The sequence below is a fragment of the Ruegeria sp. THAF33 genome (assembly GCF_009363615.1).
In the GTDB taxonomy this organism is placed as follows: domain Bacteria; phylum Pseudomonadota; class Alphaproteobacteria; order Rhodobacterales; family Rhodobacteraceae; genus Ruegeria.
In genome coordinates this window covers 1368949-1393432 of sequence record NZ_CP045384.1, presented here as the reverse complement: position 1 = coordinate 1393432, position 24484 = coordinate 1368949, and the positions used below count along the sequence as shown (strand labels likewise).

The following is a 24484-nucleotide window of genomic DNA, read 5'->3' as shown; positions in this document are numbered from 1 at the left end:
TGAAAGATAACGAAAGTTGCGGTGATGGATTGGGACAAGCTTAGAATATTTCACGCGGTGGCCGATGCGGGCAGCCTTACGCACGCCGGAGACAAGCTGAACCTGTCTCAATCCGCCGTAAGCCGACAGATCCGCGCATTGGAAGAGTCTCTGGATGCCACCCTGTTCCATCGTCACGCGCGGGGGCTGATTCTCACCGAACAGGGCGAGTTGTTGTTTGACGCCACATCCGCCATGTCGAAACGGCTGGATGCCGCAGCCGCGCGTATTCGGGACAGCGAGGAAGAGGTCTTTGGTGTTCTGCGTGTCACGACGACCTTCGGCTTTGGTACACTCTGGCTGGCACCGCGCTTGCCCAAACTCTATGAGCAATACCCTGATCTGAACATCGACCTGATGCTTGAAGAACGCGTTCTGGATCTCCCGATGCGCGAAGCGGACGTCGCCATCCGCATGAAAGAGCCCAGCCAGGCCGACCTGGTGCGCAAGCGTCTGATGACAGTTCAGATGATGTTGTATGCAACCCAGGATTATATTGAAAACCACGGCGGCATGTTGCAGTCTCTGGAAGAGATCAAAGACCACCGTCTGATTTGTCAGACCCCTGCGGCGCCGCAGGTTGGGGCCAGTGCCGCCATGGTGCGCCACCTGATGACCTATAATCCCGGGTCCTTGCTGACTGTGAACAACTATTTTGGTGTGCTTCAGGGCGTTTTGCACAATCTGGGCATCGGTGTTCTGCCCGATTACGTCACACAGGATTTTCCGCACCTCGTGCCCATCCTGTCAGACATAGAAACCGCAGATGTTCCGGTCTATCTGGCCTATCCGGAAGAATTGCGGCACTCAAAGCGCGTTGGCGCATTTCGCGATTTCGTGCAGGACGAAATCATCGCACAGCGTAAGCAACTGAAACAGATGGGAAAAATGTAGCTATGCGTAAATAGCATAACGGACATGAAGTGATCACAGGGTTAATTGCCTTGAACGTTCACAAACTGACCCCTAAATGAGCACTCGAAGGCGGTGATGCTGAAACGCTCATCATCTTCATACCTCCCTGTTGGACTACGGCCGAGCTTATTGCTCGGCCTTTTTTTTGGCCGGACCCTGCATTAAGTCAGCGAAAGCTCTGGGAAAAATACACGCATAGGCATATGATCCCCAAAAAACGATACAATTTCGTGTTTGAGGGAAAATACATGTTCCACCCACTCCGCCTAGTTTTCGCGCTCGTCTCCGCATTGTTCATAGCAGTGCCACTATACGCGCAGGACGCCGGTTCAACTTCTACAGTGACCATTCCGGAAGACCTCACGCCCGAACAGGTCGACGATCTTGTTGCTCGCATGTCCGATGACCAGGTTCGCGCAATTCTGTTGGAACGCCTTGATGCCGTGGCGGAGAAACAAGCCGCCGAGAAAGAAAACGTAGAAGACCCGTTGACCGAGATAAGCGAGATCTGGGCAGCCATGGTCGCGTCCTGGACACATGTCCTGACCACGCTTCCCAACATAGTGACGGCGCAGATTACTGCGTTCAGCAATTTTAGCGATACGTTCGGAACGACTGGCGTCTTTACACTTATGGGGCTTGTCCTCTCTGTGCTTGTCGTCGGGTTCATTGCGGAAAAGCTGTTCATCTTCCTGACCCGTCGCTGGCATGAAGCAACCGAAGCCGCGGACGAGGCCGACCTTTGGGGCGCCGTCAGATACCTGTTTCGTCGGTTCTGCCGCGAAATCGCCGGGCTGATCGTTTTCTATGTCGTGATCCGCGCGGTTGGCCGCGGCCTTCTGACGACGGAACAGATCACCTATGCTGCACCGTTTGTAATCTATCTTATCTGGGTGCCGCGTTTGGGTGCTGCTGCGTCCCGGTTTGTTCTGGCACCGGAGAAGCCGCAATTTCGGTTGGTCAATATCGACGACCACTGGGCAAAGTACCTGCACCGCAACCTGATCGGCCTGTTGATCCTGATCGGGTTCACGCTGTTCGTCGTACGGTTCAACGCGCTCAATGGCGTCACGGGTGACGATACCCGCATTGGCTTCTGGCTGAACGCTGCTATTCACGTCTATATCGCCGTAATCGCGTGGACCGCGCGCGAAGGACTGTCGCAGATGATGCTTGGGACAGACCCGGATCACACGAAATTCGATGAAGAAGTTGCGCATTATTACCCCTATTTTGCCATCGGCGTTTCGGTGGCAATCTGGCTGCTGGTCGAGTTCCTGGTCGCGCAGCGTGATCCGGCAACACTGAGATTGCTGACCAGCGGTGCGCATTTCACGACGATGTTCTGGTTGTTGATTGCGCCTGCGCTGGATACGCTGATCCGCGGTCTCGTGCGGCATTTGCAACCGCCAATGTCGGGCGAAGGCCCCCTTGCCGAACGCGCCTACCGTTCCGCGAAACGCAGCTATATCCGGATTGGTCGCGTTATCGCCGGCTTGGTCGTGGTTTTCATGATTGCACGCGCATGGCATCTTGACCTACGCAATGTCGCTTCGGCCGGTGTCGGTGCCGAAGTCGGCGGTGCCGTGATCGAATTCCTGCTGATCATCGCCGTTGGCTATATCCTGAACGAGGTCGTCTCGCTCTGGATCAACCGCCGATTGGCCCGGGAACAGACGGCGGCCGAGGCCCTGGACGAAGAGGCAGGCGGTGAAGGCGGCGGTGCCGGCGGCTCTCGTCTGGCGACGGTTCTGCCTCTGATGCGGATCACGGCCCAGATTACGATTGCCGTGATTTTTGGCCTGCTGGCGCTGGGCGCATTGGGCATCAATATCACGCCGCTTTTGGCCGGTGCCGGTGTTCTGGGTCTGGCGATCGGTTTTGGTGCGCAGAAGCTGGTCGCTGACATCGTGGGCGGGGTTTTCTTCCTGATCGACGATGCCTTCCGCGTCGGAGAATATGTCGATGTCGGCGGCACGATGGGAACTGTCGAGAAAATCTCGGTTCGCTCGATGCAGTTGCGTCACCATCGCGGCCCCGTACACACGATTCCCTACGGTGAGATTCAGAAGCTGACAAATTTCAGCCGCGACTGGGTGATCATGAAGCTGAAATTCACCGTGCCATTCGACACCGATCCCAACAAGGTCAAGAAGATCTTCAAGAAGATCGGTGCTGAGATGATGGAGGACGAGACCCACAAGGATGGCTTCCTGCAACCGTTCAAATCGCAAGGTGTGTTCGATTTTGACGATGTCGGCATGATCATCCGTGGCAAGTTCATGGCCAAGCCCGGCAAGCAGTTCACATTGCGCAAGGAGATCTTCAACCGGGTCAAGGCGGCCTTCAAGGAAAACGGCATCGACTTTGCCCGCCGCGAGGTGCGCGTTGCAATTCCGGGTCTGGACGACAATGAAAACCTGACCCCAGAACAGAAGACGGCTGTTGGCGCCGCAGCCGCAGCGCAGCTCAACAAGGATCAGGGATCGGCGTAACCCTCGCGGGCCACGCCAGCTGCATGCACCCATTTTGGAGCGTATTCATCCGGAACCGGCAGTGATGCCGGTTCCGTTTTTCTTTGAAAGACGCAACCTGCGCCGTCTTGACCCTTTCCACACGCGCGCGCTTGCCCTACAAGGCGCGCAATCTCGGCCCACTTGGACACAGGACAGAAGATGCAAGAGCCCGCCATCACACCCGATCTGATTGCCGCACACGGGCTCAAGCCCGAGGAATATGACATGATCCTCGAGATCATCGGGCGTGAACCTACTTTCACCGAGCTCGGCATTTTCTCGGCCATGTGGAACGAGCACTGTTCCTACAAATCTTCGAAGAAATGGCTGCGCACCCTGCCCACCTCTGGGCCCCAGGTGATCTGCGGACCCGGTGAAAACGCAGGCGTGGTGGACATTGGCGACGGTCAGGCCGTGGTTTTCAAGATGGAAAGCCACAACCACCCGTCTTATATCGAACCCTATCAGGGTGCGGCGACCGGCGTGGGGGGCATCCTGCGCGACGTCTTTACCATGGGCGCGCGTCCCATTGCGTCAATGAACGCATTGTCCTTCGGCGAACCCGGCCATCACAAGACCCGTCAACTGGTCAACGGCGTGGTCGAGGGCATCGGTGGCTATGGCAACTGCTTCGGCGTGCCTTGCGTCGGTGGCGAAGTGCGCTTTCACCCTGCATACAATGGCAACTGCCTTGTGAACGCCTTTGCGGCCGGTCTGGCTGACAGTGACAAGATTTTCTATTCGGCCGCGTCGGGCGTGGGTATGCCTGTCGTCTATCTGGGCGCAAAAACCGGTCGTGATGGTGTGGGTGGTGCAACCATGGCATCCGCCGAATTCGACGACACAATCGAAGAAAAGCGCCCCACGGTTCAGGTCGGCGACCCCTTCACCGAAAAACGCCTGATGGAGGCGACGCTGGAACTGATGCGGACCGGTGCGGTGATCTCGATCCAGGACATGGGCGCGGCGGGCCTGACCTGCTCGGCCGTTGAAATGGGTGACAAGGGTGGCCTTGGCGTGCGTCTTGATCTGGAGAACGTTCCTCAGCGCGAAGAAAACATGACAGCCTATGAAATGATGCTGTCCGAGTCTCAGGAGCGTATGCTGATGGTCCTCAAGCCCGAGCTTGAGGCCGAGGCCCGCGCCGTGTTCGAAAAATGGGATCTTGATTTCGCAATCGTTGGCGAAACCATTGCCGAAGACCGCTTTCTGATCATGCATAACGGCGAAGTCAAAGCCGATCTGGTTCTGTCCAAACTGTCTTCCACCGCGCCGGAATACGACCGCCCATGGGAGCCTACGCCACAGGCAGAAGAACTGGCCGAAGTGCCCCAGATCGACCCGATTGACGGGCTGCGCGCCCTGCTCGCTTCGCCCAACTACGCAGGCAAGCAGTGGGTTTACGAGCAGTACGACACCATGGTGATGGCGGATTCCGTCCGCACGCCGGGTCTGGGTGCGGGCCTGGTCCGCGTCCACGGGACCGACAAGGTGCTTGCCTTCACATCCGACGTGACCCCGCGCTATGTGCGCGCAAACCCTTTTGAGGGCGGCAAACAAGCGGTGGCCGAAGCCTATCGCAACCTGACCGCCGTCGGCGCCAAGCCGCTGGCCACCACGGACAACCTGAACTTCGGCAATCCCGAAAAGCCCGAAATCATGGGCCAGTTTGTCGGTGCCATACAGGGCATCGGCGCCGCAGTCGGCGCGTTGGATATGCCGATCGTGTCGGGCAACGTCTCTCTGTACAATGAGACCGACGGACAGGCCATTCTGCCGACCCCCACCATTGGCGCAGTCGGCCTGTTGCAGCATTCGGACGAGGTCATCGGCAACGAAGTGCGCGAAGGCCACGTCGTGCTGGTGATCGGTGAAACCAAGGGGCATCTGGGTCAATCCGCCCTTTTGGCCGAGGTGTTCAACCGCGAAGACGGCGACGCCCCGCATGTCGATCTGGATGCCGAAAAGCGCAACGGTGATTTCATCCGCGCCAACCGCGAGATGATCAGGGCCTGCACCGACCTCAGCGATGGCGGCATCGCTCTGGCTGCCTTCGAACTGGCAGAAGCCGCAGGCGTTGGCGTATGTCTTGACGACGCCCCGACTGAATTCCTGTTCGGTGAAGATCAGGCCCGCTATCTTGTGGCGTGCAATTTCGATCAGGCCGAGGCATTGATGATTGCGGCCGGTCAGACCGGCGTTCCGCTGAATGCGGTTGGTCGTTTCACCGGCGATACGGTGAAGATCGGCAGCTCGGAAGCCTCGCTTGATGAACTTGCCGCGATTTACCGCAACAGCTTTGCCGAGGCTGTCGCCTGACAACGCAACGCGAATGCCAATCGAAACCGGCGTCGTGACCCGGTGCGGGATTGGTTGTTTTTGCATGTGCCAGTGCTCTTGCACGCCCGGTTCATGCGCTCTACATCTTGGGAAAGACCTTCTGGAGTTACCTACATGCCGATGAGCGCCCACGAAATCGAACACCTGCTGCGCGAAGCCTTTCCCGACGCCGAGATTCAGGTCGGCGGAAATGACGGTGTTCATATGTCTGCCATGGTGGTGGATGAAAGCTTTCGCGGCAAAAACCGGGTTCAGCAACAGCGCGCTGTTTACGCAGCTCTGAAGGGCAAGATGGACGGCCCGGACGGAGAATTGCACGCGCTGGCGCTCACCACCAAAGTGCCGGAATAAGCTTCTCGCCTTCTTTCGAGGCGAACATATGACTCTCCCGTTGGAGAAACGAATAGGAAACGCAAAATGACCGATGTGAAAACCCAGATCGACGAAACCGTCAAAGCCAATGACGTGGTGCTGTACATGAAAGGCACCAAAGAGATGCCACAATGTGGTTTCTCGTCCCGCGTGGCCGGAGTTCTGAACTATATGGGCGTCGAATACACCGACGTGAACGTTCTGGCCGACGAAAACGTGCGTCAGGGCATCAAGGATTATTCCGACTGGCCGACCGTGCCGCAGCTGTATGTCAAAGGCGAATTCGTAGGCGGTTGCGACATCATCACCGAGATGACCCTTTCGGGTGAGCTGGACACGCTTTTTGATGAAAACGGTGTCGGCTACAACAAAGAAGCAGCCGACAAAATCCGCGAAGCAAACGCGTAATCCTGCCTACCGGCTGGAACAGTCCCGATAAATCGCCTGCTCATTGGCGGCGCCCGCCGCCAAATAGCTGATTGACGCGTTCCAGCCTTTTGAGCGCAGGATATAGGTTCCTTCGGCTCCGAGAGATTCATAGCGGATGCCCGATCCGCTTTCGACCTGGCGCATCGCGACCAGAGTGTTGTCCACCATCGTCGCCGCCGCGCCTGAACCGTCAGGCGCGTTGAAATAGGTCACCGGCAACGGCACGCCGTTCTCGCAGGTAAAGGTGACAGACAGAATGTCGATTTCGGCGAGTGCCGCCGTTGCCGGAAAAACAAGCAAAGCACCGCAGAAGAAATTGCGCAGATAGGTCATTGTGCCTTCTTCTCCTCGACGACCGAAGCCAGCGCTTCCGCACGTGCTGCCAGCTCGGCCAGCGTATCCGTAACGGATGGAGGCACCACCGCGACTTCAATACGTTCAGGTTCCGGCGCGGGCGCATTTCTCAGCGATTGAAGCTCGGCCTCGGCCTCGGCCAGCCTGGCCTCCAGCGACTTGACCTTGTCTTCCGTCGCCGCCGTCTTGTCAGCCAGCAGCAGACCGGCCATCAGCAACATGCGCGCTTCCGGCATCCGCCCAATCTGATCGGACAGAACCTGCGCTTCGTCATCCAGCATTTTGGCGGCCGCGTGCAGAAAGGGTTCTTCCCCGTCCCGGCAGGACACATCAAAACTCCGCCCGCCAATATGAATGGTTACCTCGGGCATTACTCTACCTCACCTTCTACAAGTTTTGCCTGCGACAGCAGAGGTTCCAACCGTGCCAACACGGCCTGCGCTTCGGCGGCGTCCGAAGCCTGCGCCGCACGTGTCGCCTCTAGCTCGGCAACGGTGGCGCGGTTCAGCAATTCAGCATCCGTCAGCCCTTTTGCGGCGGCGGAACGCAACTCTTCGACCGAATTCCGCAACTGCTCGTTCGCCTTGCGCATACGTTGCAGATCGTCATCCAGCCGGGACATCGCAGCGCCATGGCTGGCCCGTTCGGCCCGCAGCATCTCAAGCTCGGCGCTCAGATCATCGACCCGTACCGTATCTTCAAGCTCTGCCTTGAGGCGGCTGTTTTCCGCCTCGACTTCCTTTGCCTGAGCAAGCAATTCACGTAATTGCTCAAGCTCGGCTTTCAACGCCGAAGGATCTTCGATGCCGTCAAGTTCGGCGCGCAGCCTTTCGTTCTCGGCCTTCAACGCGTCCAGTTCGGCATTGTTGTCCAAGGCCGCCTTGGCCTCAGCCAGCTCGGCGCGGGCCGCTTCGACAGACGCGATTTTCGCCCGGGCTTCTTCCAGCTCTGCGCGCAGCGCATCCGCGTCGGCGGCACCCGCTGGTTCCGTGCGCAGCTCTTCCAGATCAGCACGCAGCGCGTCCACTTGTTTTTCGTGCTGCTCTTTCAGCGTCTTCAGTCGTTCCTGAAGCTGCGCATTGGCAACTCTCTCGTCTTCAAGTTCGGCCTGAAGCCTCTCATTTACTTCAGCATTCCGGGACGAACCGCCCAACCCTTCGACGCCCGCACTGATACGGTCCATCGCAGCAATAATACGGTGCTGTAGTTCCTCTAACTGGCTCATGCCCCTGTCACCTCTTTATCAAGGTTCATTCTGTCGCGAAGTGATCCGAATCAAAACCGAATCCCGCTTGCCGACAGTCTAACGGAATGCGACAGAAAATACCCACTGTTTGGTTTCAATCACTTGGGCCGCGCTCTTCACCTATCGGGCGTTGCCAAAGCCCGGTTCCGCTTGCACTTTGGGTACTGAATGGTATTGAGCGCGCAATCTGCTTTTTATCCAAAGGAACAACGCCCGTGGACCTGACTGCGCTGCGCAAAGCCAACCCCGAACACTGGGACAAAGCTGCGGCCATCCGCACCCTGACCCTTGACGCCGTCGCCGCCGCAAATTCCGGCCATTCCGGTATGCCGATGGGCATGGCCGATGTTGCGACCGTTCTGTTCGAAAAGCACCTGAAATTCGACGCCTCGGCCCCGAACTGGCCGGACCGCGATCGGTTCATCCTGTCGGCTGGTCACGGTTCGATGCTGGTTTATTCGCTTCTCTATCTCACCGGTCATGCCGATGTGACGCTGGAAGAGATCAAGAATTTTCGCCAGTTGGGCGCCAAGACCGCGGGCCACCCTGAAAACTTTCTGATCGACGGTGTTGAAACCACGACCGGCCCGCTTGGTCAGGGTATCTCGAACGCCGTGGGTTTTGCCATGGCCGAGGAAATCCAGCGCGCGCATTACGGCAAGAAGGTCGTGGATCACTACACTTACGTGATCGCGGGTGACGGCTGTCTGATGGAAGGTGTTAGTCAGGAAGCGATCACATTGGCCGGCCGCCATGAGCTGAGCAAACTGATCGTCTTCTGGGACAACAACAACATCACCATCGACGGCACTGTCGATATCGCCGATCGCACCGATCAGGTCCGCCGGTTTGCGGCCTCTGGCTGGCACGTGATTGAGATCGACGGCCATGACCCCAAAGCCATCGATGCGGCCATTGTTCAGGCGAAAAAGTCCAAGAAACCAACCATGATCGCCTGTGAAACCCATATCGCTCTGGGTCATGCTGCGCAGGACACCTCGAAAGGTCATGGGGCACTGACAGATCAGGATCAGCTGAAAGCCGCGAAAGAGGCCTATGGCTGGCCGCACGACACATTCGAAGTTCCAGCCAACGTCAAAACCGCTTGGGAAGCCATTGGTGCACGCGGTGCAGACGAACGTGCGGCTTGGGAAGAACGTTTTGCCCAGCTTTCCGAGAGGAAGCAGGCCGAATTCAAACGCGCCTATGCGTTTGAGGCCCCCAAGAGGCTGGCTGGCGCCATTCGTGCGTTCAAAAAGCAGATGTCTGAAGAGCAGCCGAAACTGGCCACCCGCGCCTCGTCCGAAAAAGTTCTGAACGTCGTCAACCCGATCATGACCGAGACTGTTGGCGGCTCGGCCGACCTGACCGGATCGAACAACACAAAATCGGCCGATATGGGCGTGTTCCTGCCGGAAAACCGCAAGGGCCGCTATATCCACTACGGCATTCGCGAACACGGCATGGCCGCTGCGATGAACGGCATGGCGCTGCACGGTGGCATCCGCCCATATGGTGGGACCTTCATGGCCTTCACTGATTATGCCCGCCCATCCATGCGGCTGGCGGCCCTGATGAAGATCCCCTCGGTTTTCGTAATGACCCATGACTCGATCGGTCTGGGCGAGGACGGCCCGACCCACCAGCCGGTTGAACATCTGGCCATCTCGCGCGCGACGCCGAACACCTATGTGTTCCGCCCCGCCGATACGATCGAAACCGCAGAAGCCTGGGAACTGGCACTGACATTCAAGGACAGCCCCTCGGTTCTTTCGCTGACCCGCCAGGGCGTGCCGACCGTGCGCAAGGATCACAAGACCAAGAACCTGACCGCACAAGGCGCCTATGTTCTGGCCGAGGCCGAGGGCAAGCGTCAGGCGATCCTGATTGCAACTGGTTCAGAGGTTTCGCTGGCCATGGAAGCCAAAGCGATGCTCGAAGCCGAAGGCATCGGCACCCGCGTCGTCTCGATGCCCTGCATGGAGCTGTTCGCACAGCAGGACGAAGCCTATCGCAAGCGGGTACTGCCTGCCGGTCCGGTCCGCGTCGGCATCGAGGCCGCCGTGCGCGCCGGTGGCTGGGATCGCTGGCTGCTGGGCGAGCGTGGCCGCGAAGCCAAGGCAGGCTTCGTCGGCATGTCCAGCTTTGGTGCCTCGGCCCCTGCCGGTGAGCTGTACAAGCATTTCGGCATCACGGCCGAAGCAACTGTGGCCAAGGTCAAGGAACTGTTGGGACTGTAAGACAGTCCCTTCTGATCGAGCAAAGGGCGGCCTTGGCCGCCCTTTTCATTTTGGTTTCAATGCATTTCGGATTTGCTGAACAGGGGCATGATTATCTTGGTCGCCACCGGGATCAAAACCAATCCCCAGGCCAAACCAAATACGCCATCCATCGTGGCCTTGGATACCCACTCAACCGCACCAACCCATTGATCAGACACGGAATGCCCAATGGCATATGCCCAATCGTGGATATGATGGCCCAGCCAGCCAAAGCCCAGAACCTCCATCCCGTGGATGACGATCGAGCCCCCCACCCACAGCATCGCCGCAGTTCCGACAATGGACAGTGTTTTCATCACTCCTGGCATTGCCTTGACCAACCCTCGGCCCAGACCGCGACCGATAGGTGTTGGCGCGTTCTGCGCCAGATAAAGCCCCACATCATCCATTTTCACGATCAACGCGACGGACCCATAGACGGCCACCGTCACGCCGATCCCGACAACGGCCAGCGTCGCGGCCTGCATCCACAGGTTCGGGGCTTCGATCGCCGCCAATGCAATGGTCATGATCTCGGCAGACAGAATGAAATCGGTCTTGATGGCGCCCTTGACCTTTTGCTCTTCCAGGTGGCCCGGATCGCGGTTTTTCATATCGTCCTCAATCACGTGGCTGCCATGAGGAAACAGCACATGAAAAATCTTCTCGGCCCCTTCAAAACATAAATATGACCCGCCAAGCATCAACAAGGGCGTGATCAGCCACGGCGCAAAATTGGCCAGCAACAAGGCGACGGGCAGCAAGAGTATGATCTTGTTGAAGATCGACCCGCGCGCAATGCGCCAGATGATCGGCAGTTCACGCGCCGGGGCGAAACCTTGCACGTATTTCGGCGTCACTGCTGCGTCATCAATGATCACACCGGCGGTTTTGGCCCCCGCTTTGCCTGCCGCCGCAACCACATCGTCCACTGATGCCGCCGCAACTTTGGCAATGCCCGCCACATCATCCAACAGGGCCAAAAGACCACTCATCGCGTTTCCCTTCAATCTGCTGTCGCCAACCGGACCCTACCTGATCCAACGGCTAGCGCAAGCGTTAGCGCAACCGGCGCAGGTTTGCGCTAACACCTTAAAAATATGCCGTTTTTGCCCTTTTGAGATTCCCTTTTCGCCGTTATATGGCCCTCAAAGCAAGTGCATCTGGAGACGTCATATGACCATCAAGGTCGGTATCAATGGTTTTGGCCGTATTGGCCGCTGCACCCTGTCGCACATCGCCGCGTCCGGGCGCAACGACATCGAAGTGATCAAAGTCAACGCAACTGGCCCGTTGGAAACCTCGGCTCATCTGCTGAAATATGACAGTGTTCACGGGCGTTTTCCGCGCGACGTCACCATTGACGGCAATACCATGGATCTGGGTCGCGGCCCGATGCAGATGTTCTCGACCTACGACATGACCGAGTTGGACTGGGAAGGCTGTGACGTCGTCCTTGAATGCACCGGCAAGTTCAACGATGGCCTTAAGGCCAAAACGCATCTGGAACGTGGCGCTGGCAAGGTTCTTCTGTCGGCTCCGGGCAAGAACGTGGACAAGACCATTGTTTTCGGCGTCAATCACAACACGCTGGCCGCCAATGACAACATGGTTTCGAACGGTTCGTGCACGACCAACTGCCTCGCCCCGCTGGCCAAGGTGCTGGACGAGGGCGTCGGTATCGAACACGGCATCATGACGACCATCCACGCCTACACGGGCGACCAGCCAACACTGGACCGTCGCCACAGCGACCTCTACCGCGCCCGCGCTGCTGCAATGTCGATGATCCCGACCTCGACCGGCGCCGCCAAGGCGCTGGGTGAAGTTCTGCCAAACCTGAAAGGCCGTCTTGACGGTTCCGCCATTCGCGTCCCTACCCCGAATGTTTCAGCGGTGGACCTGACGTTCCGTGCCTCACGCGACACAAGCACGGCGGAAATCAACGCCATCGTCGAAGAGGCCGCCAAAGGCCCGATGCAGCGCGTTCTGGGATATGAGCCCGCTCCGCTGGTGTCGACCGACTTCAACCACACCGAGGAAAGCTCGATCTTTGCACCGGATCAGACCCGCGTCGTCGATGACCGTATGGTCCGCGTTCTGGCCTGGTACGACAATGAATGGGGCTTCTCGGTCCGTATGGCCGACGTAGCTGTTGCGATGGGCCGCCTTAACTGACCCTTCGGACTTCGCTTGTACCTTGATGCCCGCTCAGGTTATCTGAGCGGGCATTTTACGTTCGGGACAGCCATGACCAACCAAATCGCTATCTGGCTCGGCCTTCTTCTTCTCGGCGGTATTATGCTGGATGTTGCGCTGTACGGCACCGAACATCTGCTTTTCCTCGGCAAGAAGCTTTACGACTTTCTGGACTGGCTCGCTTTCTGGCGGTGACAGAGGTTTTCCTTGACATTTCGCTTGATCTGTCATTGTTAGCGCTAACTCATCTTACTGAGACATTTGGACGGAGCAGACCATGACCTTGAAACTGGCGATCAACGGATTTGGACGGATCGGGCGCGGGGTTCTGCGCGCGGTGATGGAAAGCGGACGTACGGACGTTGAGATCGTCGCGATCAACGATCTTGGCAAACCCGAAATGAACGCGCACCTGTTTGAATTTGACAGCGTTCACGGCCGCTACCCCAACCCGGTTACGCTCAGCGATGCGGGACTTGACGTGGGTCGTGGTCCAATTCGGCTGAGCAGCGAGCGCAACCCCGAGGATCTGCCCTGGTCGGACATTGACGTCGTTTTGGAATGTACGGGTGTGTTTCGTACGCGCGAGGCGGCGGAACGTCACTTCAAGAACGGATCCCGGAAAGTTCTGATCTCTGCCCCGGCCAGAGGTGACGGCGGTGTGAAAACCATCGTCTTTGGTGTCAACGATGGCGAACTGACCGCCGATGATCTGGTGGTCTCAAACGCATCCTGCACCACCAACTGCCTGTCTCCTGTTGCTGCGGCTCTGGATGCCGGCCTTGGTATCAAGCACGGCAATATGACCACTGTTCACGCTTACACTGCCAGCCAGCCGGTGCATGATACAGTGGGAAAAGATCCCTACCTGTCCCGAGCGGCGGCGCTGTCGATGATCCCTACGACAACCGGTGCGGCCGCTGCCGTGGGGCTAGTGCTGCCGCAACTCAAAGGAAAACTGACCGGTCAGGCCATCCGTGTTCCAACCCCCAATGTCTCGGTCGTTGATCTTGTGGCCGAGGTTTCACGCCCGACGACTGAAGAAGAGGTCAACCAACTGTTCGTCGATGCGGCTGCCAAAATCCCCGGCGTTCTTGCCGCGGAAAGCCGTCCTCTGGTTTCCATCGACTTCAATCACGACCCGCACAGCTCGACCGTGTCACTGGCTGAAACCAAAGTCACTGATGGCACGCTGGTTCGTGTGCTGGCGTGGTATGACAATGAATGGGGCTTTTCGAACCGGATGCTGGATACTGCGGCCGCAATGGGTGCCTTAGCCTAACCTTTTTTTCAGCGCATCATTGACACGGGGCGTGACGAATTTCGACACGTCCCCGTTCAGCCGGGCGATTTCCTTCACCAGCTTGGACGCGATCGCCTGATGGCGCGCTTCGGCCATCAGGAACACGGTCTCGATCGAATCGTCCAGAGCCCGGTTCATGCCGACCATCTGAAATTCGTATTCGAAATCGGCTACCGCACGCAGGCCGCGTACGATGATTTGCGCGCCTACATCCCGCGCACAATCAATCAGCAGGTTTTCGAAGGGATGCGCGATGATTTCGGTTCCGGTCTGTTCGGACAGCCTGGCGCATTCCGCTTCGATCATGGCCACGCGCTCTTCCAGCGAGAACAGAGGGCCCTTGTCCCGGTTGATGGCCACACCGATAACCAGTTTGTCCACCAAAGCTGCCGCCCGACGGATGATATCGATGTGCCCCATGGTGATGGGATCAAAGGTTCCAGGATACAATCCAACCCGCATCGCGCCCTCCTGCGCAACAAAATTTCTGCGCAAGCAAACATAACTTTGCTGCAGGTGCAAGTGATTGCTTGGGCAACCCTTGTCGTCAGTGCCCCATTATCATGCCTTCAAGGGCATCTTTTTCCATCGCAAGTTCGGAAAGCTGAGCCTTCACCACATCACCCAAAGTGACAATGCCTACGAGTTTTCCATCTTCAACCACCGGCATGTGGCGAAAGCGCCCCTCTGTCATGCGGGACATGATGTCTTCCACGGTGGTCTGGCGCGTCGCCGTGACGAGGTCTTGGGTCATATAAGACTTTACTGGTTGGTTCAGACAACCACTGCCGCTGGCCGCCAATTCCCGGACGATGTCGCGTTCCGACAGGATGCCGGCCGCAGTTTCGCCACCATCGTCGGAAACAACGACCGTACCGATCCGCTTGTCCGCAAGAATCTTCGAGGCCTCTGAGACTGTCGCCGTTGACGCCACGGTCACGACACCATCTGTCGCTTTGGACTTCAGGATGGCCTGAACTAGCATGAAGAATACCTCCGGAATAATAACACTTATTCCAAAGCGTTGCGCGATTGCCGCGACCTGTCAAGCGTCGGGGCCTGCTTCCAAACGAAGCACTTCATCGCGAATACCGCGTGTCAGGGCATCCGCAAAGCGGTTCAACCGCTCGTTGCGCTGGTCACCCTGATGCCTGACCAGATAGAAGCTGCGCGTCAAACTCACTTGATCCGTCAGGATTTTCCGAAGCCCCGGGTGGAACGGCAACGTGAAATCATGCGCCACGCAAACCCCTGTTCCCAGGCAGACCTGCCGCAGTTGAACCGATACCGAATTCGATGCAAGAGCGACACGGTCAACGCCAATGTCATTCAGGTAATCAAGTTCCCGGTCAAAGATCATATCAGGGATATAGCCAATCAACCTGTGGCCCTTCAGGTCAGCAATGCTCCGGATCGGATCATGTCGCTTCAGATACTCTTCGGTCGCGACCATGTGCAGCTTGTAGTCGCTGATTTTCTTCACCAGCAGCTGACCGGCGGTCGGCGCACTGACCGTAACCGCCATATCCGCCTCGCGACGGGACAGGTTGATCACACGCGGAAGCGCAAGGATCTGAATGTCCAGATCAGGGTTTGCGTCGCTGATTTTGGCACACACTTGCGGCAGCAGGTAGTTGGCACTGCCGTCCGGCGCACCAATCCGGATTTGCCCGCTTAGCGTTTTCGTTGGTCCTGTTACCGCCCCGGCCGCCGCGCGCATCGCCTCTTCTGCGTGCAGCCCGTGTTCCAACAGCCGCTGTCCCGCCGGGGTCAGAACATAGCCTTGCTGCGACTTGGTGAACAATGTGGAATCCAGCGTCGCCTCCAGGCGCGCAATGCGCCGACCGACGGTGGCAGGGTCGATCTTCAGGATACGACCAGCGGAAGACAGGCTTTCCTCGCGCGCAACAGCCAGGAAAATCCGCATATCATCCCAATTTGGGGTCATTTTGATCCCTTTTGCATTTTTGCAAAACTCTTTTGAGACATTGCCTCTGTTCGCAGGATTTCTGCAAGCCTATTCTGCGCGCAAATTTATCGGAGGAGCTATTGATGCAAGACCTGACCCATTTCCTGAACGGCGAAATGGTCGCCGGAACGTCCGGTCGTTTCGACGACGTCTACAACCCGGCAACTGGCGAAGTTCAATACAAGTGCCCGATGGCCAGTGCGGCGGAAACCACCGCCGCGATCGAGGCCGCCGCCGCCGCCCAGCCCGCATGGGGCGCAACCAACCCGCAGAAGCGCGCGCGCGTCATGATGGCCATGGTCGGCCTGATGAACCGCGACATGGACAAACTGGCCGAAGCGCTGAGCCGTGAGCACGGCAAAACCATCCCCGACGCCAAGGGTGATTTGCAGCGTGGTCTGGAAGTGATCGAATACTGCATTGGCGCACCGCAGATGCTGAAGGGTGAATTTACCGACAGCGCGGGCCCCGGCATTGACATGTATTCCATGCGCCAGCCTTTGGGTGTTGTCGGCTCGATCATGCCGTTCAACTTTCCGGCCATGATGCCGCTCTGGCACGTTGGCCCTGCCCTGGCCTGCGGTAACGCCGTTGTTCTGAAACCGTCCGAACGCGACCCGTCCGTGCCCCTGATGCTGGCTGAACTGTTCGTCGAAGCAGGCCTGCCCAAAGGCGTTTTCCAGGTCGTGAACGGCGACAAGGAAGCGGTCGACACCATCCTCGACAGCGAGATCATTCAGGGCGTCAGCTTTGTGGGTTCAACCCCGATCGCACAGTATATCTACAGCCGCGCAACCGCGAATGGGAAACGAGCACAGTGCTTCGGCGGTGCCAAGAACCACATGATCGTCATGCCCGACGCCGATCTGGATCAGGCGGCGGACGCGCTGGTTGGCGCCGGTTTCGGTGCGGCTGGCGAACGTTGCATGGCCGTTTCGGTTGCTGTTCCCGTGGGTGAAGAGACCGCGGACGCACTGATCGAAAAACTGGTGCCGCGCATCGAAAAGCTGAAGGTTGGCCCCTACACTGCCGGTGATGACGTTGACATGGGCCCGGTTGTGACCGCCGCCGCCAAACAGCGCATTCTGGGCCTGATCAATTCAGGCGTCGAACAGGGTGCGAAACTGGTTGTCGACAACCGCGACTTCAGCCTGCAAGGCTATGAGGACGGCTTCTTTGTCGGCCCGCACCTGTTCGACCACGTGACGCCCGAGATGGACATCTACAAACAGGAAATCTTTGGCCCGGTTCTGTCCACCGTGCGCGCGGGTTCGTACGAAGAGGCCCTTAAACTGGCGATGGATCACGAATACGGAAACGGCACCGCGATCTTTACCCGCGATGGCGATACCGCACGTGACTTTGCTAGTCGTGTGAACATCGGAATGGTCGGCATCAATGTTCCGATTCCGGTTCCGCTGGCCTATCACACCTTCGGCGGTTGGAAGAAATCCATGTTCGGCGATCTGAACCAGCACGGCCCGGACAGCTTCAAGTTCTACACCCGCACCAAAACCGTGACCGCACGCTGGCCGTCGGGCATCAAGGAAGGTGGCGAGTTCAACTTCAAAGCAATGGACTGATCCCACTGTTTCCTGACGCTTGAAGCCCGGCCCGTTAAATGGCCGGGCTTTTTGCATCTTTCCGCCGAAAACCAGCTTTCGTCCGCTCGGTCACAGGAAATTCAAGTGGTTCACTCTGGAAAAATTCAACCAAGACCCATATTTTGGCGTGAACGATGTACTGAGCAGTGAACTTATCGGAGGCAACCTTGTCCCAATCCCGTATGACCCGTCGCTCTGCCTTGCTGGGCGTGGCTTCTTTGGTGGCAACACCTGCCCTTGTTCGGGCACAAAGCACGGATGCTTTCCCTGAAACGGAAGACGCGATCAGTACGCAATTGCCAGTCCGACGCAATATATCGTCCTTCTCGCAGCAGAACTGGCAGGACCATTTCGATGAATTGGGCGTTGGTTGCCTGTTGGCCGATATCACCAGCCGCGCAGTCCATTACTGGGGGCCTGACGGCACATACAAACTGTACCCAAGTTCCGTACCCATGAGCGAAGAGCTTACCAAACGCGGGTACACGAAAGTTGTGCGTAAGACGGAATTCCCAAGCTGGACACCTACGGCATCAATGCGCGAACGTGATCCTTCGCTGCCGCTTCGGATGGAAGGTGGCGATCCTGGCAACCCACTGGGAACCCGCGCCATGTATCTGGGTTGGCCTGCCTATCTTGTCCATGGCACGCACGACACCCGCAAGATCGGTCGTCAGAGCTCGTCAGGTTGTATTGGCCTGTACAACCAGCATGTAGAAGAGCTGTATCCGCTGGTAAAAGTCGGCACGCAGGTTCGACTGGTCTGATCCACCCGGGTTGAAAAGCAAAAGCCCCGGTCGATCGCCGGGGCTTTCTTGTCTTCGGAAGACAGCGCTTATTCCGGCAGGATTACCGCGTCGACGACGTGGATGACGCCATTGCTGGCTTCAATGTCGGCCTGTACGACCTTGGCGTCGTTCACTTTTACACCGTTTTTGGCGTTGACGCTCAGCCGGTCGCCCTGAACAGTCAGAACCTTGGCGCGTTTGCCCGCGATATCACCGGACATAACCTTGGCTGGTACCACGTGATAGGTCAGAATCGCGACCAATTGATCTTTGTTTTCTGGTTTCAAAAGCGTCTCGACAGTGCCTTCAGGAAGCGCAGCAAAGGCTTCGTCTGTGGGTGCAAATACGGTGAACGGACCGTCACCTTTCAGGGTGTCAACCAAGCCTGCAGCCTGAACGGCGGCGACCAGAGTGTTGAACGACCCGGCGGCAACTGCGGTGTCGACGATATCAGCGGCCTGAGCCTTGAGCGGCATAGCAAATGCAAGTGCGGCGGCTGCGCCCATGAATGTACGACGGAACATAGCTGTCTTCTCCTCTCCAGCGTGTTATGGAAAGGGGTACGGACCTTTTACCGCAATGGATCACTTTGGTTTCAGTTTTCTTTGAGCTGCACCCAGATGCTTTGCGCCCGCCCCTCGGCCAGGAACGGCAAGGCAACAACGGCATCAGGCCGATCCTGTTGCAGGTAATATCCCGGCCAAAGCATTGAGTACGCGCCAGATTGCAGCAAGCTGTGCAATACGTACTGCTCTCCCCAGCCCGGGCAATCATAGAAGAAGCGCTTGGGATATTCGTAAGGTAAAAAAACATCGTGAACGTGGATCACCACCCCGGGTTTCAGCGACGGTATAATGCGGCAGAACAGATGGGCGACGTCATTGCTCATCCGCACAACATGGCTGGAGTCGATGAACAGAATGTCTCCGGCCTCCAGCTCTGCGAACAGGGCCGGGTCTGTATCTTCAAGACGTTTCTGCTCGAACCGGTCGACCACATGGTCGATATCGGCGCGTGGGTACGGATCAACCGCGGTAATGGTGGTATCCAGATTGCCGTCGATGATTGCCTGACGGGTCACACGGGTGGAATTGCCGCATCCGACTTCGATCACGCGTTTGGGCTGAAAGCGGCGGATCATCAGATACAATGCATCCGCATCCGGGCTGTCATAGTAACCATTGCCGGTACGATAACCGGTCAGGTTGCGTGCGGGATCTTTCAGCGCCTCCAGGGCAGCTTTGTGACGCTCGAATTCCGCCACAAGTTGAGAGATGTCGAACCCTTCCATCCCTGGCGACAACGCATAGGCGGGGCGCGTCAACCCACCCGCCGCTTCGAAGGCTTCCAGCCGCGCCCGTTCATCCTGTTCCGCAACTCTGTCGACCAGTTTCACCCCCAATTCTTCAAGGGCGGCGTTGATCTTCGGGAATTTTCTGGGTTTCAAGGCGCTGGCTCCGCGATCTGTGATGCAATGTTCCTTACCGTTGCGAACCGTTTCTCTGCAAGGGCAAGCCTGTCAAACCCTTGGCAAAACGTAAATTTCCGTATTCACTGATGGGACTGACAACTGCGAGGGCCCCCATGCAGCAGGAATTTACACTCGGGATCGAAGAAGAATACCTGTTGGTGGATCGTGACAGCCTGCAATTGTCCGAAGCCCCCGAAGCGCTGATGGCGGCCTGCCAAAGCGATTTCGAAGGTCAGGTCAGCCCCGAGTTCCTGCAATGTCAAATCGAGGTTGGAACCAGACCGCACGCCACGGTCGCTTCGGCGCGCGAAGACCTGAAGCGGCTGCGGTCATGCGTGTCGAAACGGGCTGCTGAATACAACCTGTCCCCTATCGCCGTCTCGTGCCACCCTTTTGCCAACTGGAAGGATCAACACCACACGCGGAAAGAACGCTATGACGCACTGCAACATGCATTGGGCGGCGTTGCCCGGCGGATGCTGATCTGCGGGATGCATGTACATGTCGGGGTCGAGGACCCTGCCTTGCGTGCCGATCTGATGCCGCAACTGTCATACTTTCTTCCTCATCTTCTGGCGTTGTCCACATCTTCGCCCTATTGGAACGGCGAGGATACCGGCCTGTCTTCATACCGGCTGACGGTGTTCGACAACCTGCCCCGCACCGGGCTGCCACCCGTGTTCGCTAGCTGGGGCGAGTACGAACGGAACACAGGCATTCTGGTCGAGCTTGGGGTCATCGAAGACACCACCAAGATTTGGTGGGATCTACGCCCCTCACATCGTTTCCCAACTTTGGAAACGCGGATCATGGATGTTCAACCCCGTCTGGAACACACTTTGTCGTTGGCCGCACTGGTTCAGGCATTGACCCGGATGCTGTGCCGTCTGAAAGACCGCAACCTGCGCTGGAGGCAATATGATCGTTTCCTGATCGGTGAAAACCGCTGGCGCGCACAGCGCTACGGAGTGGGCGAAGGGCTGATCGATTTCGGCGACCGTTCGGTCAAGCCCATGTCTGAACTGATCGGCGACCTCATGGGGTTGTTGGCAGAAGACACCGAAGCACTTGGCACGATGACCGAGCTTGCACGGCTCAGGCAGATTGCTGAAAACGGCACTTCCGCCACGCGCCAACGCCGTATTCATGCCGAGGCATCAGCGCGCGGTGATGATCCGGGGCAAGCCGTCGTGCGCCACCTGATCGAGGAATTTCACGCCGATCTCTGAACGTTTCCGGCTTGTGACCCGTTTCAACCGACTCATTGTTGCGCCTGCAAAATTTCTGTAAGAATTCAGAAATAAACAACCGTTCAATTCATTGCCGACGGGAGGGAGCGTCATGGATTTCGCACTCAGCGAGGAGCAAACAGCCATATTCGACATGGCGCACGCGTTCGGGCAGGAAAACATCGCCCCCTTTGCGCGCCAGTGGGAAGCGGACGGAACCATTCCCAAAACCCTGTGGCCCCAGATAGGCGAGCTTGGTTTCGGCGCGCTGTACGTATCCGAGGAAAGCGGAGGGTCAAATCTGACCCGCCTGGATGCCACGCTGGTTTTCGAGGCGCTGTCGATGGCCTGCCCGTCGGTCGCCGCCTTCCTGTCGATCCACAACATGTGCGCCAAGATGTTGGACAATTTCGCGGATGACGACCTAAAGGCGCGCATCATGCCGGATGTTCTGAGCCTGAATACGGTTCTGAGCTATTGCCTGACCGAACCCGGTTCCGGCTCTGACGCGGCGGCCTTGAAAACCCGCGCCGAACGCACCAACGAAGGATATACGTTGAACGGTACCAAGGCGTTCATTTCGGGCGGTGGCTATTCGGATGCCTATGTTTGCATGGTACGCACCGGTCAGGACGGGCCCAAGGGGATCTCGACCGTATATGTCGAGGACGGCACGCCGGGGCTCAGCTTTGGGGCGCTGGAGCAGAAAATGGGCTGGAAAAGCCAACCCACTGCGCAGGTTCAGTTCGACGACTGCAAAATTCCCGCAGGCAACCTCGTGGGCACCGAAGGCGACGGCTTCAAATACGCGATGATGGGCCTCGATGGCGGGCGGCTCAATATCGCGGCCTGTTCTCTTGGGGCTGCTCAGGCCGGGCTGGATATGACCCTGCAATACATGTCCGAGCGCAAGGCGTTCGGCCAATCCATCGATCAGTTCCAGGCCCTTCAGTTCCGTCTGGCGGATATGGAGATCGAATTACAGGCGGCACGCACCTTCCTGCGTCAGGCGGCGTGGAAACTGGACAACGGCGCGCCCGATGCCACGAAATTCTGTGCCATGGCGAAGAAATTCGTAACCGAAACCGGGTCGAAAGTGGTGGATCAGTGCCTGCAACTTCATGGCGGGTACGGATATCTTGCGGATTACGGCATCGAAAAGCTTGTGCGCGATCTTCGCGTGCATCAGATTTTGGAAGGCACGAACGAGATTATGCGCGTGATCGTCGCGCGCCAACTGCTCGCCAATCGCTGAGGCCCCGATGTCAGACATTGAAATCCGCACCACAGGCCGTGCCGGTCGCATCACCCTCACCCGTCCCCAAGCGCTGAACGCGTTGAGCTATGACATGTGCATGGCCATCGACACGGCGATGCGCAACTGGCGGGAAGACGATGCCGTTGACCTGATCGTTCTGGACGCTGAAGGAGAAAAAGCCTTTTGTGCAGGGGGTGACATCGCCGAACTTTATGAAACGGGCACAAAAGGCAATTATGCGTATGGCCAGAAGTTCTGGCGTGATGAATATCGCCTGAATGCCCTGATCTTCGAATATCCCAAACCAGTCATCAGTTTTCTTCAGGGGTTTACCATGGGCGGGGGTGTCGGCATCGGCTGCCATGGCAGCCACCGTGTCGTCGGAGAAAGCTCCAGGATTGCCATGCCCGAATGCTCGATTGGCTTAATTCCGGATGTCGGCGGGTCATTGATGCTGGCCCTTGCACCGGGGCGGCTGGGTGAATTCCTTGGGACCACGGGCTTCAGGATGGGGCCTGCGGACGCGATCTTTGCGGGGTTTGCCGACCATTTCATCCCCCAGTCGCAATGGTCTGACCTGATCGAAATTCTGGAAGCGTCTGGAAATGCCGAACTGGTGGCCGAACATGCCGAAACGCCACCCAATGGTGAATTGGCAGGGGTGCTGACGGATATCGACAATCATTTTTCCGGTGAAACTCTGGGCGACATCCTGATCAGCCTGCGCAATGACGGTCAGGAATTTGCAGACAAAACTCTGGAAAAAATAACGAAAAACGCACCGCTCTCCGCGGCCTGCACGATCGAGATGCTGCACCGTCTGCGTGGCCCCTCGCTGACCATGCGGCGCGCGTTGGAGATGGAATACCGCTTTACCCACCGGGCGATGGAGCATGGTGACTTTCTGGAAGGTATCCGCGCGCAGATCATAGACAAAGACCGCAACCCGAACTGGCAGTTTTCCGATATGGACGTCCCGCTGGTGGCCGTCTCGAAAATGTTGCAGCCATTGGGTGCGGACACCCTGACATTCGAGGAGGACTGAGAGATGCAGATCGGGTTCATAGGGCTGGGAAACATGGGGGCGCCCATGGCGGCCAATCTGGCAAAGGCCGGCCATCAGGTTCTCGGATTCGACACGGCCGGCGTTGCCGTTGACGGGGTGACTCAAGCCGGTACCGCGACCGAAGCCGTCGCGTCTGCCGATGCAGTCATAACCATGCTGCCGAACGGCGCCATCCTGCGGGCCGTTGCAGATCAGATCATTCCCGCCATGGCGAAGGGTGCCGTGCTGATCGATTGCTCGACAGTTGATGTGGACAGCGCGCGCGCAGTCGCGGAACAGGCCTGCGACGCTGGTCTGCTGTTCGTCGACGCTCCGGTTTCGGGGGGTGTCGGCGGCGCGGCAGGTGGCACCCTGACATTCATGGCCGGCGGGTCAGACGACGCCTTTGCAAAGGCGGCTCCTTTGTTCGACATCATGGGGCAGAAAGCGGTTCACTGCGGCGAAGCCGGAGCCGGCCAAGCCGCCAAGATCTGCAACAACATGATCCTCGGCGTGACCATGATCGCCACGTGCGAGGCCTTTGCCCTGGCCGACAAACTGGGTCTGGACCGCCAAAAGATGTTCGATGTGGTCAGCACCTCATCGGGGTACAGCTGGACGATGAACGCCTATTGCCCTGCCCCTGGCGTTGGCCCGCAAAGCCCAGCCGATAATGACTATACTCCTGGATTTGCAGCCGAGTTGATGCTGAAGGACTTGCGCCTCAGCCAACAGGCCGCATCCAGTGCGGATGCGGATACACCTATGGGACAGGCCGCGACTGCACTTTACGAGCAATTCGTCGAAAACGAGGACGGTCTGGGCCGCGATTTCAGCGCCATGCTGCCTCGGTTTGAAAAGCGCGGGCGAAGTTGATCCAAGTCATATTCCATCCATGGAATGTTTGATATCCAAAGGGTGCAACCTTTTGGAAAGGATTCTTACGTGATGACCAAAAACATGGGTGGGCTCGACAAAACGCTTCGGATCGCATTAGGCGCCGCGCTTATTCTGGGGGCTCTGTTGGGATACGGAACCTGGATGTGGATCGGCATCGTGCCGTTGGTCACCGGTCTGCTGAATTCATGCCCGATATACTCGGTGTTGGGCATCAGCACCTGCCCAACCAAGAAAAATTGACTGGGA

General features: G+C 57.8%; 25 protein-coding genes. 16 read left to right on the top strand and 9 right to left on the bottom strand.

Going from position 1 to position 24484, the window contains the following annotated elements; genetic code table 11:
* The first annotated feature begins 24 nt into the window (after positions 1–24).
* The 5 genes from FIU92_RS06970 (at position 25) to grxD (ending at position 6590) form a co-directional block, all read left to right on the top strand.
* Positions 25–933 (top strand): LysR family transcriptional regulator, encoded by a 909-nt coding sequence (locus FIU92_RS06970; RefSeq protein WP_152457881.1) that lies wholly within the window; start codon positions 25–27, stop codon positions 931–933.
* Positions 934–1202: 269 nt separating this feature from the next.
* Positions 1203–3449: a mechanosensitive ion channel domain-containing protein gene (locus tag FIU92_RS06965; RefSeq protein WP_152457880.1), complete on the top strand. Its 2247-nt coding sequence runs from the start codon at positions 1203–1205 to the stop codon at positions 3447–3449.
* 180 nt (positions 3450–3629) lie between these two features.
* Complete coding sequence (gene purL / locus FIU92_RS06960; RefSeq protein ID WP_152457879.1) at positions 3630–5789, top strand: phosphoribosylformylglycinamidine synthase subunit PurL; 2160 nt, start codon at positions 3630–3632, stop codon at positions 5787–5789.
* A 135-nt stretch (positions 5790–5924) separates the two neighbouring features.
* Positions 5925–6161 carry a BolA/IbaG family iron-sulfur metabolism protein gene (locus FIU92_RS06955; RefSeq protein ID WP_152457878.1) on the top strand — a complete coding sequence of 79 codons (237 nt, stop codon included), beginning with the start codon at positions 5925–5927 and terminating at the stop codon, positions 6159–6161.
* 66 nt (positions 6162–6227) lie between these two features.
* Positions 6228–6590 carry a Grx4 family monothiol glutaredoxin gene (gene grxD / locus FIU92_RS06950; RefSeq protein WP_152457877.1) on the top strand — a complete coding sequence of 121 codons (363 nt, stop codon included), beginning with the start codon at positions 6228–6230 and terminating at the stop codon, positions 6588–6590.
* 6 nt (positions 6591–6596) lie between these two features.
* Here grxD and FIU92_RS06945 read toward each other — a convergent pair whose 3' ends face one another.
* From FIU92_RS06945 to FIU92_RS06935, 3 genes are read right to left on the bottom strand one after another with little or no spacing between them, the layout of a single operon-like run.
* The gene (locus FIU92_RS06945; RefSeq protein WP_152457876.1) at positions 6597–6944 is read right to left on the bottom strand and encodes an MliC family protein; all 348 of its coding nucleotides are present in this window, start codon (positions 6942–6944) and stop codon (positions 6597–6599) included.
* Complete coding sequence (locus FIU92_RS06940; protein ID WP_152457875.1) at positions 6941–7336, bottom strand: cell division protein ZapA; 396 nt, start codon at positions 7334–7336, stop codon at positions 6941–6943. Before FIU92_RS06940 ends, FIU92_RS06945 begins: the two co-directional genes overlap by 4 nt.
* Positions 7336–8190 carry a hypothetical protein gene (locus FIU92_RS06935; protein ID WP_152457874.1) on the bottom strand — a complete coding sequence of 285 codons (855 nt, stop codon included), beginning with the start codon at positions 8188–8190 and terminating at the stop codon, positions 7336–7338. Before FIU92_RS06935 ends, FIU92_RS06940 begins: the two co-directional genes overlap by 1 nt.
* A 236-nt stretch (positions 8191–8426) precedes the next feature.
* Between FIU92_RS06935 and tkt the strand changes: the two genes are divergently transcribed.
* The gene (gene tkt / locus FIU92_RS06930; protein WP_152457873.1) at positions 8427–10451 is read left to right on the top strand and encodes a transketolase; all 2025 of its coding nucleotides are present in this window, start codon (positions 8427–8429) and stop codon (positions 10449–10451) included.
* 56 nt (positions 10452–10507) lie between these two features.
* Here the strand turns inward: tkt and FIU92_RS06925 are convergent, their stop codons facing one another.
* Positions 10508–11467 (bottom strand): DUF808 domain-containing protein, encoded by a 960-nt coding sequence (locus tag FIU92_RS06925; protein ID WP_152457872.1) that lies wholly within the window; start codon positions 11465–11467, stop codon positions 10508–10510.
* Positions 11468–11648: 181 nt separating this feature from the next.
* Here FIU92_RS06925 and gap (FIU92_RS06920) point away from each other — a divergent pair, with 181 nt between their 5' ends.
* From gap (FIU92_RS06920) to gap (FIU92_RS06915), 3 genes are all read left to right on the top strand, one after another.
* The gene (gene gap, locus FIU92_RS06920; protein WP_152457871.1) at positions 11649–12650 is read left to right on the top strand and encodes a type I glyceraldehyde-3-phosphate dehydrogenase; all 1002 of its coding nucleotides are present in this window, start codon (positions 11649–11651) and stop codon (positions 12648–12650) included.
* A 72-nt stretch (positions 12651–12722) separates the two neighbouring features.
* Complete coding sequence (locus FIU92_RS22745) at positions 12723–12866, top strand: hypothetical protein (protein WP_171116107.1); 144 nt, start codon at positions 12723–12725, stop codon at positions 12864–12866.
* Between the two features lie 82 nt (positions 12867–12948).
* On the top strand, positions 12949–13953 hold the full coding sequence (gene gap, locus FIU92_RS06915; protein ID WP_152457870.1) for a type I glyceraldehyde-3-phosphate dehydrogenase: 1005 nt from the start codon (positions 12949–12951) through the stop codon (positions 13951–13953).
* Here the strand turns inward: gap (FIU92_RS06915) and coaD are convergent.
* From coaD to FIU92_RS06900, 3 genes are all read right to left on the bottom strand, one after another.
* A complete protein-coding gene (gene coaD / locus FIU92_RS06910) occupies positions 13945–14436 on the bottom strand; it encodes a pantetheine-phosphate adenylyltransferase (RefSeq protein ID WP_152457869.1) in 492 nt (163 codons plus the stop codon). The two genes, gap (FIU92_RS06915) and coaD, sit on opposite strands and share 9 nt — an antisense overlap.
* An 85-nt stretch (positions 14437–14521) precedes the next feature.
* The gene (locus FIU92_RS06905; RefSeq protein ID WP_152457868.1) at positions 14522–14959 is read right to left on the bottom strand and encodes a CBS domain-containing protein; all 438 of its coding nucleotides are present in this window, start codon (positions 14957–14959) and stop codon (positions 14522–14524) included.
* 60 nt (positions 14960–15019) lie between these two features.
* The gene (locus tag FIU92_RS06900) at positions 15020–15922 is read right to left on the bottom strand and encodes a LysR family transcriptional regulator (RefSeq protein WP_152457867.1); all 903 of its coding nucleotides are present in this window, start codon (positions 15920–15922) and stop codon (positions 15020–15022) included.
* A gap of 104 nt (positions 15923–16026) precedes the next feature.
* On the opposite strand from FIU92_RS06900, the gene FIU92_RS06895 reads away from it, so the two are divergent.
* Positions 16027–17526, top strand: coding sequence for a CoA-acylating methylmalonate-semialdehyde dehydrogenase (locus FIU92_RS06895; RefSeq protein ID WP_152457866.1), 1500 nt, complete (start codon positions 16027–16029; stop codon positions 17524–17526).
* Positions 17527–17729: 203 nt separating this feature from the next.
* Entirely contained in the window at positions 17730–18314 is a 585-nt protein-coding gene (locus FIU92_RS06890; protein WP_171116564.1) for a L,D-transpeptidase, read from the top strand.
* Between the two features lie 68 nt (positions 18315–18382).
* On the opposite strand, the gene FIU92_RS06885 is transcribed toward FIU92_RS06890, so the two are convergent.
* Together FIU92_RS06885 and FIU92_RS06880 are read right to left on the bottom strand one after the other, a co-directional pair.
* Complete coding sequence (locus FIU92_RS06885; protein WP_152457864.1) at positions 18383–18859, bottom strand: fasciclin domain-containing protein; 477 nt, start codon at positions 18857–18859, stop codon at positions 18383–18385.
* Between the two features lie 71 nt (positions 18860–18930).
* On the bottom strand, positions 18931–19782 hold the full coding sequence (locus FIU92_RS06880; RefSeq protein ID WP_152457863.1) for a class I SAM-dependent methyltransferase: 852 nt from the start codon (positions 19780–19782) through the stop codon (positions 18931–18933).
* 137 nt (positions 19783–19919) lie between these two features.
* Between FIU92_RS06880 and FIU92_RS06875 the strand changes: the two genes are divergently transcribed.
* From FIU92_RS06875 to FIU92_RS06855, 5 genes are all read left to right on the top strand, one after another.
* Positions 19920–21035 carry a carboxylate-amine ligase gene (locus FIU92_RS06875; protein ID WP_152457862.1) on the top strand — a complete coding sequence of 372 codons (1116 nt, stop codon included), beginning with the start codon at positions 19920–19922 and terminating at the stop codon, positions 21033–21035.
* 112 nt (positions 21036–21147) lie between these two features.
* Positions 21148–22290 (top strand): acyl-CoA dehydrogenase family protein, encoded by a 1143-nt coding sequence (locus FIU92_RS06870; protein ID WP_152457861.1) that lies wholly within the window; start codon positions 21148–21150, stop codon positions 22288–22290.
* Between the two features lie 7 nt (positions 22291–22297).
* Positions 22298–23338, top strand: a complete 1041-nt coding sequence (locus tag FIU92_RS06865; RefSeq protein ID WP_152457860.1) for an enoyl-CoA hydratase/isomerase family protein — start codon at positions 22298–22300, stop codon at positions 23336–23338.
* A gap of 3 nt (positions 23339–23341) precedes the next feature.
* Positions 23342–24214 (top strand): 3-hydroxyisobutyrate dehydrogenase, encoded by an 873-nt coding sequence (gene mmsB, locus FIU92_RS06860; protein WP_152457859.1) that lies wholly within the window; start codon positions 23342–23344, stop codon positions 24212–24214.
* 72 nt (positions 24215–24286) lie between these two features.
* Positions 24287–24478 carry a DUF2892 domain-containing protein gene (locus tag FIU92_RS06855; protein WP_152457858.1) on the top strand — a complete coding sequence of 64 codons (192 nt, stop codon included), beginning with the start codon at positions 24287–24289 and terminating at the stop codon, positions 24476–24478.
* The last annotated feature ends 6 nt before the right edge of the window (positions 24479–24484 follow it).

Excerpts from the sequence above, each read along its gene's own strand:
- FIU92_RS06970 (WP_152457881.1), top strand. The coding sequence starts at position 25 with ATGGATTGGGACAAGCTTAGAATATTTCACGCGGTGGCCGATGCGGGC.
- FIU92_RS06965 (WP_152457880.1), top strand. The coding sequence starts at position 1,203 with ATGTTCCACCCACTCCGCCTAGTTTTCGCGCTCGTCTCCGCATTGTTC.
- purL (WP_152457879.1), top strand. The coding sequence starts at position 3,630 with ATGCAAGAGCCCGCCATCACACCCGATCTGATTGCCGCACACGGGCTC.
- FIU92_RS06955 (WP_152457878.1), top strand. The coding sequence starts at position 5,925 with ATGCCGATGAGCGCCCACGAAATCGAACACCTGCTGCGCGAAGCCTTT.
- grxD (WP_152457877.1), top strand. The coding sequence starts at position 6,228 with ATGACCGATGTGAAAACCCAGATCGACGAAACCGTCAAAGCCAATGAC.
- FIU92_RS06945 (WP_152457876.1), bottom strand. The coding sequence starts at position 6,944 with ATGACCTATCTGCGCAATTTCTTCTGCGGTGCTTTGCTTGTTTTTCCG.
- FIU92_RS06940 (WP_152457875.1), bottom strand. The coding sequence starts at position 7,336 with ATGCCCGAGGTAACCATTCATATTGGCGGGCGGAGTTTTGATGTGTCC.
- FIU92_RS06935 (WP_152457874.1), bottom strand. The coding sequence starts at position 8,190 with ATGAGCCAGTTAGAGGAACTACAGCACCGTATTATTGCTGCGATGGAC.
- FIU92_RS06925 (WP_152457872.1), bottom strand. The coding sequence starts at position 11,467 with ATGAGTGGTCTTTTGGCCCTGTTGGATGATGTGGCGGGCATTGCCAAA.
- gap (WP_152457871.1), top strand. The coding sequence starts at position 11,649 with ATGACCATCAAGGTCGGTATCAATGGTTTTGGCCGTATTGGCCGCTGC.
- FIU92_RS22745 (WP_171116107.1), top strand. The coding sequence starts at position 12,723 with ATGACCAACCAAATCGCTATCTGGCTCGGCCTTCTTCTTCTCGGCGGT.
- gap (WP_152457870.1), top strand. The coding sequence starts at position 12,949 with ATGACCTTGAAACTGGCGATCAACGGATTTGGACGGATCGGGCGCGGG.
- coaD (WP_152457869.1), bottom strand. The coding sequence starts at position 14,436 with ATGCGGGTTGGATTGTATCCTGGAACCTTTGATCCCATCACCATGGGG.
- FIU92_RS06905 (WP_152457868.1), bottom strand. The coding sequence starts at position 14,959 with ATGCTAGTTCAGGCCATCCTGAAGTCCAAAGCGACAGATGGTGTCGTG.
- FIU92_RS06900 (WP_152457867.1), bottom strand. The coding sequence starts at position 15,922 with ATGACCCCAAATTGGGATGATATGCGGATTTTCCTGGCTGTTGCGCGC.
- FIU92_RS06895 (WP_152457866.1), top strand. The coding sequence starts at position 16,027 with ATGCAAGACCTGACCCATTTCCTGAACGGCGAAATGGTCGCCGGAACG.
- FIU92_RS06890 (WP_171116564.1), top strand. The coding sequence starts at position 17,730 with ATGACCCGTCGCTCTGCCTTGCTGGGCGTGGCTTCTTTGGTGGCAACA.
- FIU92_RS06885 (WP_152457864.1), bottom strand. The coding sequence starts at position 18,859 with ATGTTCCGTCGTACATTCATGGGCGCAGCCGCCGCACTTGCATTTGCT.
- FIU92_RS06875 (WP_152457862.1), top strand. The coding sequence starts at position 19,920 with ATGCAGCAGGAATTTACACTCGGGATCGAAGAAGAATACCTGTTGGTG.
- FIU92_RS06870 (WP_152457861.1), top strand. The coding sequence starts at position 21,148 with ATGGATTTCGCACTCAGCGAGGAGCAAACAGCCATATTCGACATGGCG.
- FIU92_RS06865 (WP_152457860.1), top strand. The coding sequence starts at position 22,298 with ATGTCAGACATTGAAATCCGCACCACAGGCCGTGCCGGTCGCATCACC.
- mmsB (WP_152457859.1), top strand. The coding sequence starts at position 23,342 with ATGCAGATCGGGTTCATAGGGCTGGGAAACATGGGGGCGCCCATGGCG.
- FIU92_RS06855 (WP_152457858.1), top strand. The coding sequence starts at position 24,287 with ATGACCAAAAACATGGGTGGGCTCGACAAAACGCTTCGGATCGCATTA.